Raw genomic sequence first — 13165 nt, 5'->3', positions numbered from 1 at the left:
GCTCTGAACGAACAAGCCCCCTGGGCGGCCATCACTTCCGTGCAGGGGGCCTTTCCGTGCCTGGGCTCCCGTCACCGTCGTTGGGCCGCCACAGCGCCCGTATACGTCTCCCGTGTCAGATCCTCGGCCCCGATGCCCAGATCGGCGAGCATCGCGCGGATGTCGTGCAGGGCCGGGGCCGCCGTCATTTCACGAAGACCCCAGGCAGAGGCGCTCCAGCACTACAACCTCGGCACCATCACAGAAGTCTCACAACCGCCGCCCCAGCAACTCCTCGAAGGACGCTCATGCGCACCACCACCACGGTCGCGGTCATAGCCGCCGCGCTCGCCGCCAGCCTCACCGCATGCTCACAGGCCCCGGAAACACCCGCCTCCCGCGCCGCCGCAGCCGATGCCCGCAGAGCATGCAGAGCAGCCCGCATCAACCCCGGAAGCACCTTCCAGCCAAACGGGCAGGGCATTGCCCCCGACGACGTAGACACCCTCAGGAGCGTCAAGGAGGCCGCCGACTGGGCCGCAGACGCCGCCGTACGCGATAAGGGTTGGACTTCCCTGGCCGATGCGCTGTCGGTCGCGGCCTCGCAGATGAGGCAGGCCAAGGCCTACGCCGAGAAAACCGGCGTCCCCGCGCTCGCCCCCGACCAGGAGGCGTTCAAGGACGCAGTTAACACCGTGTTCGCCGCATGCCGCCGCGCCTACACCACAGACTGACCCGCACCACCGCGGCCCCTGCCGGCACCGCTGGCGGGGCTTTCGCCATTCCCGGGCATCAGATGCGGCCGTACGCTGACAGGACCCGGCACCGGCACCCAAGGGGGCACGCGTGGACCTGTCAGCAGACCTCAGCACCGGTGAACGTATCCGCGTACTACGGGAGTCCCGCGGCATGTCCCGGGCGTCTCTCGCCCAACTGTGCGGGCGCGGCACCGACTGGCTTAAGAAGATCGAGTCCGGCGAGCGGGAACTGAGGAGTCACACGCTGCTGCTCCGCCTCGCCGCCGCCCTCCAAGTCCACGACCTGGCCGTGATCACCGGCCAGGACGACGGGCCAGCGGCGAGCGTCCCGCTTGGTCGGATCGCCCATCCGGCCATGCCCGCGATCTGGACCGCCGTGATGCAGCGCAGCCTCACCAGCAGCGCCCCGGCTCACGCGGACCCTGCGATTCTCCAAGGCCGCGTGGACCAGACGTGGCACCTGTGGCACACCTCAGAACACAACCGGACCGAGGTCGGCGCGCTGCTGCCCGACCTGATCCGAGACGCCGAGAATGCCGTACGCGCCCTCGACGGCGACCAGCGGCGGGCCGCCCTCGTGGCCCTGTCGGACGTCTACCGGATCACCGGGCAGGCCACCGCCTATGTCGCCCCCGCCGAGATGGCATGGGTAGTCGCCGACCGTGCCCTTGCTGCCGCGCAGGATGCCGACCAGCCCGCCGCGATCGCGGCCGCCGCTTGGAACATGGGCAACATCCTCAGGGAAACTGCCTATCCGGAAGAGGCGTTGCGCGTCGTCAACGAGGCTGCCGAGCTGCTCCGCCCTCACCTCGACGGCGCTCCGGAGGACTGGCGCGGCATCTACGGCGCGCTGCAGCTGCACGCCGCCGTCACAGTGGCACGTGAGGGCCGGGACGGCGACGCCTGGCGGTACTGGGACCGCGGCGACCAGGTGGCCAAGAGCCTCCCCGCGAACTACGTGCACCCGTCCACCGTCTTCGGCCGCGCCAACGTCGACTTCCACGCCGTCTCCGTCGCCACCGACCTGCGCAAGGCGCAGAAGGCCTTGGGCTTGGCCGATGACCTGGACCCGGACACGATGCCCTCGCGTGAGCGGCGGGCCCGCCTGTGGGTCGAGGTGGCTCGCGGGCACCTCCAGCGCGGGGACACCACGGCCGCCCTGCACGTCATGCAGATGGCGCACCAGATCGGTGCGGAAACCGTCTCCTACACCCCTTCGGCGCGGACTGTCGCCGCCGAGCTGTGGCGCAGTGCCCCCAGGTCGATGCGGCAAGAGGCCGGCCGCCTGGCCGAGTTGGTGGGCGTGAGCACCGGCTGAGAAGGGGGACAGCCTGGGACAGGGGGACAATCTGTCCCCCTTCTCTCTCGCCTACGGCCCTACGGTGACGCTCCGCGATCAGTCACCTACAGAGGGGCCGCCATGCTTCCCACGCGATTGCACGCGTCCGTACGCCGCGACGAGCCGCTGCACACCCAGCAGGCCACCGGCGAGGTCCGCGTCCCCCTCGCCCTGTACGCCCTGGACGAGAACCGCGGCGACCTCGACCTCGTCCTCTCCCGCGCCGAGGGACAGCACCTGTTCACCCAACTCGCCGAGGCCCTCGGCCTGGTGAACCCGATGATGCCCGCCCAGCGCGCGCTGGAGGCGGTGCAGTGAGCGCGCCAACCCTCGACATCGCAGCGGAGGTGCTGGAGGCCCTCGCGCCCGAACTGCCCACGCTGGACGCTCTCACCGAGGACCAGGCCGCCGGCCGCGCGTGCGTCTGGGACGCCGAACGGCTCACCCTTCAGAGCGCCGTGGACCTGGGCGAGCGGCGCACCGAGGACGGCCGCTGGTTCCCCCGCGCCTGCCGCAAGTGCACCGCGCACCGCGCCCACCGCGCCATGCTCGACCACGGATCTCAGTGCCCGCAGTGCGCGACCTCCGAAGACTGCACCATCCTCCGAGGCCTCTACCGGCTCCAGCGGGAGTGCCGCCGATGACCGAGCAGGACGTACTGGCCGAGGTCGAGCGGCTCCGCTTGCTGGTCTCCCAGTTCACGATGCCCGCCCAGCTCACCGCCGAGCAGCGCGCCGGATCTGCGTGCGCGTGGTGCGGCGGGAAGCCGGGGCCGGCTACCGCCGACCTCCACGCGGTCGGCATGACGCCGAGGGGCTGCTCCGACTGCTACTGGGCCCGGCTCAACTGGATCACCAGCTGGTACGACTGGCAGGACCACATCGCCGAGTGCGAGTACTGCCTCGGCGGCAGCATGTGCTTCGTCTCGCACGGGCGCCGGACCACGCACGAGCAGACCATCACCGATGCCGGCCAGCCCGAGCTGTCGTGCGGATCTTGCACGGGGCCGATCCTGCGGACCGAGATGGCCGTGCCGCGGCGATGGGACGGCGACACGGCCCCGTACCTCGGGTACATCCATCTGCGATGTGCGGCTCGTCGGAGGGTGCGATGAGGTGCTGCTGGTGCGGGCACCCGATTCAGCCCAGGGAGGAGTACGACGTCGTCGCGGTAGAGGTTGGCTCCGGCGTGGCTGCCGACCTGGTACGGCACCGAACGCCTTGCCGTCGCCGTACCCAGCAGACGGCGCCCACGCGTCGCCTCTACGAATGACCCCCCGTTCCCGGCCGCGACGCCGACCACGCCGGGAGCGGGCAGGACTCCAGCAGGCCCGCTGACGGCGATCGGGAGCCAGTGCTGGAGACGCGGCCGTCCTCGCCTCCCCCGACGGGGACGGCCGCTCAAGACGCTCGCCCTGCTGGAGGCGCCCTAAACTGCGCTCACGACCCTCGCGGCCCGCTGCACCCACCCGGCAGCGGGCCGTCGGTGTCTCCCCCTCGTTTCAGGGCCATCCCTCATTTGGACGCCTGAGTGTGCCGCCGTCTGGTAGGCCCCGCATGGTGGACGTATGTCGGCGGCGGACTGGGTGGGTGCGATAGGGGGTGCGGTTGGTGCTCTCAGCGCCGTTTGGGGTGTAGTCGATCGACGGAGGGAACGGTCGCGTCGGGAGTTGCGCACCCTGTGTGATCATGCAGCGGCTTTGCGTCGTGTCGGCCTCGATGCGCGTTCTATCCCTCGTGATGCTGCCTGGTGGTCCGCCTCAGGCGGGAAAGAGGCGCGGGACGACCTCAAAGACCTTGTACCCGACGTTGAATCGAAGTGGCCGCAACTCGTGGAACCTGTCATGGACGCCGTGAATGCGTTTGACGAGATCTGGGAGCAACGAGGAGGGCACCCGGACAGGCTCGTCGAGGCAGCCATGTCTCTTTTGGGCAAGGTTCATGCCCTTGAGTAGTCACGCTTGCGGCTCTTCTGGAACACCTCGGCTGGCACGGTGTGCTGTGCTCAGTCGCCGTAGAGGGGGTGGCCGCGCACCGTGGCCGGCGGGGACGTAGCGTCGGCGCATGGACTTCCGTATCACCGCTGAGGAGGAAGCGCTCGTCTTCCGGCTCGCGGAACTCCTGGACGCCGGCACGCAACCGCGACAGGCGCAGCTCGTCGAGGAGCTCGGCCCGGACATTCGGCAGCAGCTCGAAAGGCTCAAGGCGAAGGGCTGGATCCTCGTCCGCGAGGCCGCAGACGGGATGACGGTCGTCGATCTCACCGGGCCGGCGTGGAAGGCCGTCCGCAGCCGCCGCGACGTCGGCCGGTAGCGTACAACGCCCCCGCCGTCCGGGCCGCGCAGATCTGGAGGCAGGGCGAGACAGGCGAGCCCCGGCCGGTACACCGGCCGAGGCTTCTTCGTGCGTCGTTAGGCGGGAGTGACGTTCTCCGCCTGCGGGCCCTTCGGGCCCTGGGTCACGTCGAAGTTGACCACCTGGTTCTCTTCGAGGGACCGGAAACCGCCAGCGTTGATCGCGGAGTAGTGCACGAAGACGTCGGGGCCGCCGCCGTCCTGGGCGATGAAGCCGAAGCCCTTCTCGGCGTTGAACCACTTCACAGTGCCTGTAGCCATGTGCCTGTCTCCTTCGAGGGGACTCGTATCGGGCCCCGCACCGTGCGGGACCCGGAGGTGATCGCCCTGGTCCGGAGAGGCGTTGAACAGCAAAAACGCCCGTGACTGCGAGCACGGGCGAACGGGACTTCAGACCACGACTGCTGATCACGACGCTACACCGGCTGGTGGAGCACGGCCACAAATAGCCGTCCCCCGAATGCGCCTCACCTGCCGCTGGGTGAGGCTGAGGCTATGGCTGAGCGTCGCGTGATCGTGGATCCGCCCGGGGAGGGCGGTGGCCGGCAGGTCCATGTCGACGGCGAGTTCCTCGGTAAGGCGTACAGCCTGCACGATCTGAGCGTGTTCCTTCAGCGTGCCGGGTTGGAGGGCGTGGATGAGGTGGATGTGATGGAGCATCCGCTGATCGAGTGGCATGGCGGCGGCCCGGAGGTCTGGGAGCACTGAGCACCCCGCTGTGGTGCTGGTGGCCGGGTGTAGCCATTCGCCTCACTGCCGAGCCCCTGCGCGGCTAGGCTGCCGCCGTCCGAAGCTGCGGCAATCGGGGGCGCATGAACACCGCACAGAAGATCGCTCTGGCCGTGACCTTGATTGCGGCGGTCGTCGGCGGGATTGTGATCAGCTCTGTGGTGCAGGATCAGCACCGACGGGAGCAGCAACACCAGAACGCGTGCGACGGCGTGACGATGGACCCCGGCGGCGTAGCTCACGCAGCCAGCGCGTTCCCCACCGACTGCCCTTGAGCGCAGAAGGCCCCGACAACACGGGCCCGGCCTCGATCACTCGGAGGGCTGCCGCCCCATCCGGCGGGCCATCCGTGCCGCCTGCTCCGGGGTCACCAGCTGCACCCTGCGGCGGAACATCCCCTTGACCACGAAGAAGCACGAGAGCTTGCCATGCGGTCCGATCTCTCGGCACTCGTACAGGCCGTTCCCGGGCAGCGGCCAGCCGTAGGGCTCGGTGCGGCCACGACTGAGGAAGGTACGGGCGTATACGTACTTCTCGTTCGTGCCACGGATCTTGGCCGCCCAGCCGTACGTCTCCTCGCAGATGAGCCGTTGCGGCGTGATGGACACCTCGGGGAACACCGCCGCGGGGTCGGCCGTAGCGATGTCGAGGGGTATGTCCAGCAACGTTGTTGAAGCGGCCTTCTGCTCCGGAGTGGCGTGCACTCCGCAGACCCCGGGATCCGGGCCTACGCCGTACCAGGCCATTTGCTGCTTACGGCAGCGCGTGCCTCTGGTCGTAGTCGCCGTGCACTGGCTCACGCCGCCCCCCGCCGGTCATAGTGGAGCCGGGGCCTATCGGAGGCCCCGGCGGTCCCGGACACCCTCGTGGCGGGACAGTGGCAGCGTAGTCGCGTCCGAACGGTCTCAGCAGGCGGGGCCGACGGACACCTGCACCTTCTTGAGGCGCGCGGCCGGCGTGGCGTCGGCGTTGTAGCCGGGGTTGTCGCTCGCCCACGCAGCTTCCGTGCAGTACCCAGGCCCGGTCGGCGACGTGTGCGTGAGGTTCTGGAACGTCGGCTCACAGTGCATCTGGTCATAGTTCCCCACCACCTGCGCGCTGTCGGGGATGCCGGGGACCTTCATCCACAGGATGACGTCCCGAGTGGGAGGGCACGGATCCGTGGTCGTGGACGGCTTCGGCTGAGCGGCACGTGATGCGCCGCGGGTCGGCGCAGCTGCGGGATGACTGCTCTTCGTGGGCGGCCGAGATGAGGCGTGCTCCGGCGCGGGTGTGGCGTTCACGGCGCCGGGCCCGCAGGCGGCGGTCAACAGGATGGCGGCGATGGGCAGGACGGTACGACGCACGAGGCCCCCCTCGGTGGTGCGGTTGCGTGCGGTCACAGTGCCAGCCGGGTAAGAAGCGCGGGCCGTTGTTGCCGGACCGTGACGAGACAACTACGCAGCCTCGGGCGGCCGAGTGGCAGAGTGCTCAGCCGTGGATTCGACGATATGGGCCGCCCTCATCGGCGCCGCGGCATCGGTGGCGATCTTCATAGCGGGTGCGTGGGCCAGCACCCTCAAGGACCGGGCCAAGGACCGTGCCACGGCCGCCGCTGAAGCCCGCACGGCCGTGCAGGAGTTGATGCGGGCCGCCCTCGACGTCAAAGCCTCGCTGGCCGTCTGGGAAACCCGCTGGCGAGACAAGAGGTCGACCGCGAGCGTTCTGGCGCGCTCGTTCGCCCAGTTGCTGGCCGGCTATGCCGAGGACCGCGCCTACCGCGGCATGGCCGAAAGCCTTGGGTCGGCGATCGCCTGGCGCAGCGCGGTGGACGCCGCCGAAGAAGCCGTCGTCACCGGCCCCATGTCCCGCATGGCTGCCGCTGCGGCCCGTATCGCGATGCTCGACGACGCCCAGCTCCGCGAGGCCGCGACGGCTGTCACGAATGCGCTCGGACAGCTTGTCAGTGCGTACGCCGACAGGCCCGGGTCAGATGCCCGGACCTGCGCGGAACGCGACGTCGACGAGGCCGTCGGCCGGCTTGGCGAAGCCGCACGCGCCTACGACGGCCGACCACGTCGCTGACCGTTGCCCTCAGTACCGATACGAGGCGCAGCATCTGCTGTTCAACGGCATCCAGCGTCCATGCCGCTCTAGGCTCGGGGCATGGACTATGCAGAGATCATGCCGCGCGTGGTCGGCGTGCTCACCCGCAATATGGAGATCAACGAGCAGCTACGCCAGGACCCGAGTGGCGTGAGTATCTCCGTGGACGGGCTCGCCGATCAGTTCGTGCAGGACATGGTCCCGCTCCGCTTCGAGGTTCCAGCCGGTGCTTCTCCCCAAGAGGTCGCTGAGGCGATTGCGGCTGAGATGTTCCCGGCTATTGCCAAGATGGTGTCGGCCTTCTCCTTCGCCTTCACGCAGTTGGCGGAGTACCACGATGCCGCAGGGCCCGAGAGGACGGCGGCCGACGTGCTCCGGGAGATCGCCCTCCGGGCCAACAGTTTTGATGCGGACTAACGACCGGACCGGGCGTGTCCGGCCACCGCAGGGCGGCCGGACTGCATCGTGACCTGTCAGCGCCTGTACGACGGGTACGTCTGCGAGTTCCGCATACCGCGCCGCAGGAAGGCGGCTTCGACGTCCTTGGCCAGGCCGTCGATGGTCCGCACGTTGCCCTCGATGTGGAATTCGTAGTGCTGGTGCACCACCGTGGTGCCCCCGCTGCCGCCGGCCATGGCCAGACCCGCGCTCCCGCGGACTCCAGCGCCAGCCATCGCCCCGGCAAGCCGGTTCACAGAATCTGTGGCGTGGTACGCGCTGCCGTCCACGCCCTTGGCCAGGCCCTTCGGGATCCAGGTGGCGATCTCCTCGAACACCCTCGACGGCGAGCGGATGCCGAGGGCCTTCTTGATCGCCTTCTGCATGGACTCGGCGATCTTCATCATCTGCCGTTCGATCGCCGCCTGCTGCGACTGCAGGCCCTTGACCAGGCCCTGAGCGGAATGCAGGCCCGCCCCGTACATGCTGTCGGCGACCGCCGCTCCGACCCCGTTGGCTGCGCTCTGGGTGGCCGATTGCAGCTTGTTCAGCTGCGCGATCTGCCCCTTCGTCGCACCAGCCAGCGCGGCCGCCGTCGCCCCGCCCTGGTCCACGCCCGCGGAGGCGAGCTGCTGGATCAGAGTGGCGGACAGGCCCTTGCGTTGCAGGGTTTGCAGCTCGGCCGCGAACTGCGTGGCCTTCGCCATCTGATCCTGCATGTGGTTGACGACGTCGGCCGCCGACATGGCGAAGCCCTCTTGCGGGGCTGTGGTGATGATGCTGAAGCCCTGCATGATGCCGGAGGCCACGGTCTTGACCTCGGCGTTCCACTGCTTCTGCACGGCCGCAAGGGCCTTCTGCGCGGCCTTGATCCGCGGCGTGATAGCGTCCCGCCTCGCCGCCAGAGAGCGCAGCAGCCGGTCCTCACGGCCGACGTAGGACTCCAGGTGCCGCAGCGTGGCTTCGTGGGCGTTCACCCACCGGTTGCTGACACCCCGGGTGCCGCGCAGGTCGGAGACCCGGTTGTAGGTCTCCATCAGCAGCGACTCAAGCCGCCTCGTCGCCGACTTGACCCGCGCCGTGCTGCCGGTGATGCCGTCGACGAGTCCCTCGTTGAGGTAGATGCCCAGGGAGCGGAACACCTTGCTCGGGCTGGCGATGCCGAGGTTGTTCGCGAACGAGTCCTGGACGGTCTGGCCGACGGCCGCAGTGGTGGCGGCGAGGTGGGGCAGGCGGCTGTTGAGGCCGTCCATCAGACCCTGCATGATCATCTGACCTGCGGGGGTCAGCATCACCCGGTCGTACTCGGGCGGCCCCTTGTGGGACGTGATGAACGAAGTCACGCTGCCCAGCGCGTCACCAAGGCCGCCGAGCGCGGACTTGATACCGGAGATCAAACCGCTGATGACGCTGGCACCGGCGTTGAACAGCAGGCTGCCCAGGTTGCCGAGCGCTGACGTGATCTGGCGTGGGATGCTCCGCACCCACGACACCAGCTCCAACGCCTTGTTGACGGCCGCGTTCTTGAAGGAGTTCCAGGCGCTGGATGCCTGTGAGGCCAGCCAGCCACCGAGAGCGGCCAGGAGGCCGACGATCCGGCCCGGGAGGGCCTTCACCCAGCCGAGCAGGAGGCTTCCAACTGCAACAGCCTGGTGGTACCCGTTTGAGAAGGCTGATGCGATGGAGTGCCAGGCAGAGACGGCGTGGCCGACCGCAGAGGCCAGCGCGCCGACGATGGCGTCGAAGACCGCCTTGAGCGCCGCCCAGGCAGCCTTTCCGGCCGCTACGATCCCCGACCAGGCAGCCTGAACGCCGGTGCGGAACCAGCTGAAGTGGTTGTAGGCGTAGACGACGGCGGCTACGAGTGCGATCAGCGCCAGGATCACGATCGTGATGGGGCTCGCGTTCATCGCAGCGTCCAGCGCCCACTGGGCGACAGCCGCGGCCTTCTCGGCGACCGTGGTTGCGACCAGTGCGACCTTCTCCGCGACCCAGGCCGCTGCGGTCCGCAGCGCCGACACAGCCGACGTGAGCATGGACTTGCTGAATTCGAGCGCCGCCAGCGACGCCGTCTTCATCGCCGTACCGACGGCCTTCAGGCCCGAAACCATGCTGGTCCAGGCCATCTTCCCGCCGGTTGCCAGTGCCGAGCCCCAGGCGGACGCCAGGTCCTTCACGGCCGAGCCAGCCGTTTTCACGCCGGACACGGCGGCATCGACGCCTGTTCGGATTGCGCCACCGAAGCTGCCGATCTTGCCGGTGGAGTCCGAAGCGGCCGCCTCCGCGCTCAGGAAGCCGCGGGCAAGATTCGCCGTGCCCTTGATCGCACCGCCGATCCCCTTCACCAACGGGCTCAGCGCGCCACCGACGAATTTGAGGACGGCTCCCGCGAGCACAGCGCCGATCACGACGGCGAGAGCCTTCGTCGCCGCCTGGTGCTGAGCGAAGAAGCCGATCACGGAGGTGACCACCGGGATCAGCTTGGTGCCGATGGTGATGGCCGTGGTCTCCACGCGCTCCTTGAGCTGCGCCATCTGCACGTTGAACGTCTTCTGGGTCTGGGCCCAGCCCTCGACATCCTTCCCGGCGTGCTTGCCGGCCTCGCCGACGGCGGCGACGTTCTTGTTGAAGTCCTTGGCGTTCTCACCGCCGAGCATGAGCGCGGTGTTCAAGCCCGTGGCCCCGCCCATGATCTTCTTCATCGCGGCGTTGTACGTCTCGGAGGCCGGGCCGCCGTTCTTCAACTGCTGATTGAAACCGTGGGACTTGTTGATCAAACCGGCGTACTGGGACAGCAGGTTGGCCTGGTCCGCAGGCAGGCCCTTGAGCGTTTTCCGCCAGTCACCCATGGAGATCGAGCCCTTGGAGTAGGACTCGGCAAGCGCCTGGATGCTCTTCGGCATCTGCGAGATCATCGTGTTCGCGTCTGCCGCGGCCTGCTTCGAGGTGTTGAACGCGTTGAGCAGGACCGTTCCGGCCGGACCCATGTGGGAGAGCACTGCCTTCTGGAGCATGTCGATCGTGCCCGTGAGGCCTCGCTGGCCGAGCTTGGTGGAGACGTCGTTGCTGGAGATGCCGAGGCGCTGCATCTCCTGCACGGCCACGTTGTTCGGGGCCTGCAGGGAGCGGATCGTGAAGGCGAGTTCCTGCGTGGCTTCCCGGGCGCTGGTGCCGTGGTTGGTGAGGGTGGCGATGGCGCCGCCGACCTGTGCGAAGGACAGGTGCGCGGAGGCGGCGATCGGCAGCACGGTGGACAGCGAGCCCGCGAACTCGCCGAAGGTCATCTTGCCGTGTCCGACCGCGGCGATCATCTGGTTGGTGATCTGTACGGCGGCCGACGCGGGCAGGTGGTACGACTTCAGCGCAGAGGTGACCGCGTTGGTCACCTCGGGCAGCGGCGCCTGTTCGGCGCGCGCACCCTCGGCAGCCGCCTTGAGGACGTTGAGGCCCGAGGCGCCGTGGAATCCGGCGGACTCCACCATGTACATGCCGTCGGACAGCTCTTTGGTGCCCGTACCGGTCTGGACGGCGATCGACTTGATGCCCGAGGACACCTTGCCGAGGTTCGACTGCGACTCGCCCGCCGTGGTGACGAGCTTCTGCATGCTGGCCTGGAAGTCGCCAGCCATCTTGATGCTGACAGCGGCGATGCCCAGACCGGCCACGGTGGTGGCCTTGCCAACCTTGGTCATCATGCCGCCGACGCCGCCCATGCGCTGCGTGAAGGACTCACCCTTGGCAGCGGCATCGCCCAGCCCGCGAGTGAACGGCGCAGTCTCGGCGCGCAGCGTGACCCACAGGTTTGCGACCTCGGACACGGGCTACGCCTCGTCTCCGTCGTACCGGCCAGCCGTCAGCTCCCCGATCGTCAGCGGCCGATACGGGGCAGGCTGCCGCCCGTCCCAGTACACGCGACTGTGAGCCCGCAACTCCTCCAGCGTCATCTCGTGCAGCGGCCTCTCAGGCACCGCGGCCGGGACAGCGGCCGACGACGGGGCCGGGGCCTCGGGCTGAGTGGACTCAGCCAGCCGATCCACGGCCTGCCCGAACTCCGGCCGCGCCAGTGCCTCACGGACGGCCTTGTCGACGGCCGCCTTCAGGCGGGACTCCTGCGCGGCCCAGACCCTCGCGGCTCGGGCCGCTTTGACGCGGGCCACCTGGGTGGGCCGGTCGACACCGCGGCCGGCCTCCTCCCACTCAGCAGCGATCCGCCGGGCCTGCGCCCACGGCTCCGGCACGGCCGGCTGCGATGCGTTGCTCATGATCGGCTCCTCAGCCGCTCGAACAGACGGGAAAGGTGAGGGCGTTGAGGGCCGCGCGACGCGGTGGCGCAGGACGGATCACGGCGGGGGAAAGGAGGACCCCACTTCCCGCCCTTGGATCCCGACAGCGGTCCGCCATGAAGGCCGCTGCGGGCGACTTTGACGCCCGTACGTCGCGCGGCCCCGGCGGTTACTCGGCGGCTTGCAGAACGGCCCGCAGCAGCGGCCGGAAGTCGATGGCGGCCTCGACAGCGTTGGGCCTGGCTACACCGAACGCCGACGGCTCCTGCCAGCCCGCATCGACGGCGATCTGATATGCCTCCTGCCGGAACTGGCCGGCCGTGGCCTCGGCGGCCAGCGCGGCCCGCAGCGACTGCCGGACGTCCGCCAGCCGTTCCTTCACCTGCGCGAGCAGCCGCTCGGACTCGGCGACCGCCGCCTTCTCCGAGGCCGTCGCGACGGCGTGCGCCTCACGGGCGCGTTCCTGCCGCTCCTCCTCGATCTGCGCGGCATGCTCCTGCCGGGCGTGTTCCTGAAGGCCGTCGAGGGTCTGCCGGATCGCTACGGCCTGGCTCTGGGCGAGCATCGCTCGCGGCCGGAGAGCGTCCGCCTGCTGCTTCAGCTCGGCCGCCCGGCCGTAGTCCTTCGCCGCGGCCGCCTGCTCCAGCTCGCCCATCAGACGGGCGAGTTCGGTCCCCAGTTCACCGGCCTCACGCTGCGCCTGCTCCAGCTGGCCCGCGATGTCCGCCGCGGTGAGTGTGGTCGCCATGGTGTCCGCCCCTTCGGTGCGCGTAGGCACGCACCGACCCGGGGTCCAGCAGCCACACGTTGCGGCTCGTCTTACGGCCCTCGATCACACCAGCCGTTGCCAGCTGGCGGATACGGGCCTCGGTCACCCCGGCGATCGTCGCGGCCTGTTCGGTCGTGATCTCCGAGACCGACTCTGCGGCGGCTTTCGCAGGCACAAGAACCGTGACCACCGGGGCGTTTGCGGCAGCGTTAGCGGCGTGGGCCTGCTGCTGCTCACGGAACTGCACAGCAGCCTGCCGGGCGACCTCACGGACCGCCCACACACCACGCGACAAGCCCCGCCGACGGCCAGGCAAATTCGACGAGGCCGCCCCGTACGCCTCCACCAGGTCCAGAGCAGCGGCCAGTTCCTCAGCGAGGACGCCTGGCACGACCAGGCCGTCATGGAGCAGCACCGGGGCCGGACGGTCGT

The 13165-nt window shown here is 69.2% G+C and carries 17 protein-coding genes; 10 read left to right on the top strand and 7 right to left on the bottom strand.

The features are described 5' to 3' along the window. Positions 1-287 precede the first annotated feature (287 nt). From ACH47Z_RS18230 to ACH47Z_RS18205, 6 genes are all read left to right on the top strand, one after another. Positions 288-713: a hypothetical protein gene (locus ACH47Z_RS18230; protein ID WP_399074667.1), complete on the top strand. Its 426-nt coding sequence runs from the start codon at positions 288-290 to the stop codon at positions 711-713. 112 nt (positions 714-825) lie between these two features. After that, the gene (locus ACH47Z_RS18225; RefSeq protein ID WP_399074665.1) at positions 826-2055 is read left to right on the top strand and encodes a multiprotein-bridging factor 1 family protein; all 1230 of its coding nucleotides are present in this window, start codon (positions 826-828) and stop codon (positions 2053-2055) included. Between the two features lie 102 nt (positions 2056-2157). Continuing rightward, positions 2158-2394: a hypothetical protein gene (locus tag ACH47Z_RS18220; protein WP_399074664.1), complete on the top strand. Its 237-nt coding sequence runs from the start codon at positions 2158-2160 to the stop codon at positions 2392-2394. Continuing rightward, entirely contained in the window at positions 2391-2720 is a 330-nt protein-coding gene (locus ACH47Z_RS18215; RefSeq protein ID WP_399074662.1) for a hypothetical protein, read from the top strand. Before ACH47Z_RS18220 ends, ACH47Z_RS18215 begins: the two co-directional genes overlap by 4 nt. Beyond that, positions 2717-3190, top strand: coding sequence for a hypothetical protein (locus tag ACH47Z_RS18210; protein ID WP_399074660.1), 474 nt, complete (start codon positions 2717-2719; stop codon positions 3188-3190). Before ACH47Z_RS18215 ends, ACH47Z_RS18210 begins: the two co-directional genes overlap by 4 nt. Before the next feature lie 949 nt (positions 3191-4139). Further along, the gene (locus ACH47Z_RS18205) at positions 4140-4388 is read left to right on the top strand and encodes a hypothetical protein (protein WP_399074658.1); all 249 of its coding nucleotides are present in this window, start codon (positions 4140-4142) and stop codon (positions 4386-4388) included. Positions 4389-4486: 98 nt separating this feature from the next. Here ACH47Z_RS18205 and ACH47Z_RS18200 read toward each other — a convergent pair whose 3' ends face one another. Beyond that, entirely contained in the window at positions 4487-4690 is a 204-nt protein-coding gene (locus tag ACH47Z_RS18200) for a cold-shock protein (RefSeq protein ID WP_399074656.1), read from the bottom strand. Between the two features lie 234 nt (positions 4691-4924). Here ACH47Z_RS18200 and ACH47Z_RS18195 point away from each other — a divergent pair, with 234 nt between their 5' ends. Then, positions 4925-5137: a hypothetical protein gene (locus ACH47Z_RS18195; protein ID WP_399074655.1), complete on the top strand. Its 213-nt coding sequence runs from the start codon at positions 4925-4927 to the stop codon at positions 5135-5137. A gap of 104 nt (positions 5138-5241) precedes the next feature. After that, the gene (locus ACH47Z_RS18190) at positions 5242-5433 is read left to right on the top strand and encodes a hypothetical protein (protein ID WP_399074653.1); all 192 of its coding nucleotides are present in this window, start codon (positions 5242-5244) and stop codon (positions 5431-5433) included. Positions 5434-5469: 36 nt separating this feature from the next. Here the strand turns inward: ACH47Z_RS18190 and ACH47Z_RS18185 are convergent, their stop codons facing one another. After that, positions 5470-5862 (bottom strand): hypothetical protein, encoded by a 393-nt coding sequence (locus tag ACH47Z_RS18185; RefSeq protein WP_399074651.1) that lies wholly within the window; start codon positions 5860-5862, stop codon positions 5470-5472. A 201-nt stretch (positions 5863-6063) separates the two neighbouring features. Beyond that, on the bottom strand, positions 6064-6282 hold the full coding sequence (locus tag ACH47Z_RS18180; protein ID WP_399074649.1) for a hypothetical protein: 219 nt from the start codon (positions 6280-6282) through the stop codon (positions 6064-6066). Between the two features lie 352 nt (positions 6283-6634). Between ACH47Z_RS18180 and ACH47Z_RS18175 the strand changes: the two genes are divergently transcribed. Beyond that, positions 6635-7222 (top strand): hypothetical protein, encoded by a 588-nt coding sequence (locus ACH47Z_RS18175; RefSeq protein WP_399074647.1) that lies wholly within the window; start codon positions 6635-6637, stop codon positions 7220-7222. A gap of 81 nt (positions 7223-7303) precedes the next feature. Further along, complete coding sequence (locus tag ACH47Z_RS18170) at positions 7304-7660, top strand: hypothetical protein (protein ID WP_399074645.1); 357 nt, start codon at positions 7304-7306, stop codon at positions 7658-7660. A 56-nt stretch (positions 7661-7716) separates the two neighbouring features. Here ACH47Z_RS18170 and ACH47Z_RS18165 read toward each other — a convergent pair whose 3' ends face one another. The 4 genes from ACH47Z_RS18165 to ACH47Z_RS18150 all read right to left on the bottom strand — a co-directional run bounded on the left by ACH47Z_RS18165 (position 7717) and on the right by ACH47Z_RS18150 (position 13148). Further along, the gene (locus tag ACH47Z_RS18165; RefSeq protein WP_399074644.1) at positions 7717-11499 is read right to left on the bottom strand and encodes a phage tail tape measure protein; all 3783 of its coding nucleotides are present in this window, start codon (positions 11497-11499) and stop codon (positions 7717-7719) included. Positions 11500-11502: 3 nt separating this feature from the next. Beyond that, positions 11503-11943, bottom strand: coding sequence for a hypothetical protein (locus tag ACH47Z_RS18160; RefSeq protein ID WP_399074642.1), 441 nt, complete (start codon positions 11941-11943; stop codon positions 11503-11505). A gap of 190 nt (positions 11944-12133) precedes the next feature. Next, positions 12134-12712, bottom strand: coding sequence for a hypothetical protein (locus tag ACH47Z_RS18155; protein WP_399074640.1), 579 nt, complete (start codon positions 12710-12712; stop codon positions 12134-12136). Continuing rightward, positions 12654-13148 carry a hypothetical protein gene (locus ACH47Z_RS18150; RefSeq protein WP_399074638.1) on the bottom strand — a complete coding sequence of 165 codons (495 nt, stop codon included), beginning with the start codon at positions 13146-13148 and terminating at the stop codon, positions 12654-12656. The genes ACH47Z_RS18155 and ACH47Z_RS18150 overlap by 59 nt, the downstream gene beginning before the upstream one ends. Positions 13149-13165: the final 17 nt, after the last annotated feature.

Source organism: Streptomyces sp. NPDC020192 (assembly GCF_044388685.1).
Taxonomy (GTDB): domain Bacteria; phylum Actinomycetota; class Actinomycetes; order Streptomycetales; family Streptomycetaceae; genus Streptomyces.
This window is presented reverse-complemented; position numbering and strand designations above follow the sequence as displayed.

Excerpts from the sequence above, each read along its gene's own strand:
- ACH47Z_RS18230 (WP_399074667.1), top strand. The coding sequence starts at position 288 with ATGCGCACCACCACCACGGTCGCGGTCATAGCCGCCGCGCTCGCCGCC.
- ACH47Z_RS18220 (WP_399074664.1), top strand. The coding sequence starts at position 2,158 with ATGCTTCCCACGCGATTGCACGCGTCCGTACGCCGCGACGAGCCGCTG.
- ACH47Z_RS18210 (WP_399074660.1), top strand. The coding sequence starts at position 2,717 with ATGACCGAGCAGGACGTACTGGCCGAGGTCGAGCGGCTCCGCTTGCTG.
- ACH47Z_RS18205 (WP_399074658.1), top strand. The coding sequence starts at position 4,140 with ATGGACTTCCGTATCACCGCTGAGGAGGAAGCGCTCGTCTTCCGGCTC.
- ACH47Z_RS18200 (WP_399074656.1), bottom strand. The coding sequence starts at position 4,690 with ATGGCTACAGGCACTGTGAAGTGGTTCAACGCCGAGAAGGGCTTCGGC.
- ACH47Z_RS18195 (WP_399074655.1), top strand. The coding sequence starts at position 4,925 with ATGGCTGAGCGTCGCGTGATCGTGGATCCGCCCGGGGAGGGCGGTGGC.
- ACH47Z_RS18190 (WP_399074653.1), top strand. The coding sequence starts at position 5,242 with ATGAACACCGCACAGAAGATCGCTCTGGCCGTGACCTTGATTGCGGCG.
- ACH47Z_RS18180 (WP_399074649.1), bottom strand. The coding sequence starts at position 6,282 with ATGAAGGTCCCCGGCATCCCCGACAGCGCGCAGGTGGTGGGGAACTAT.
- ACH47Z_RS18170 (WP_399074645.1), top strand. The coding sequence starts at position 7,304 with ATGGACTATGCAGAGATCATGCCGCGCGTGGTCGGCGTGCTCACCCGC.
- ACH47Z_RS18160 (WP_399074642.1), bottom strand. The coding sequence starts at position 11,943 with ATGAGCAACGCATCGCAGCCGGCCGTGCCGGAGCCGTGGGCGCAGGCC.
- ACH47Z_RS18155 (WP_399074640.1), bottom strand. The coding sequence starts at position 12,712 with ATGGCGACCACACTCACCGCGGCGGACATCGCGGGCCAGCTGGAGCAG.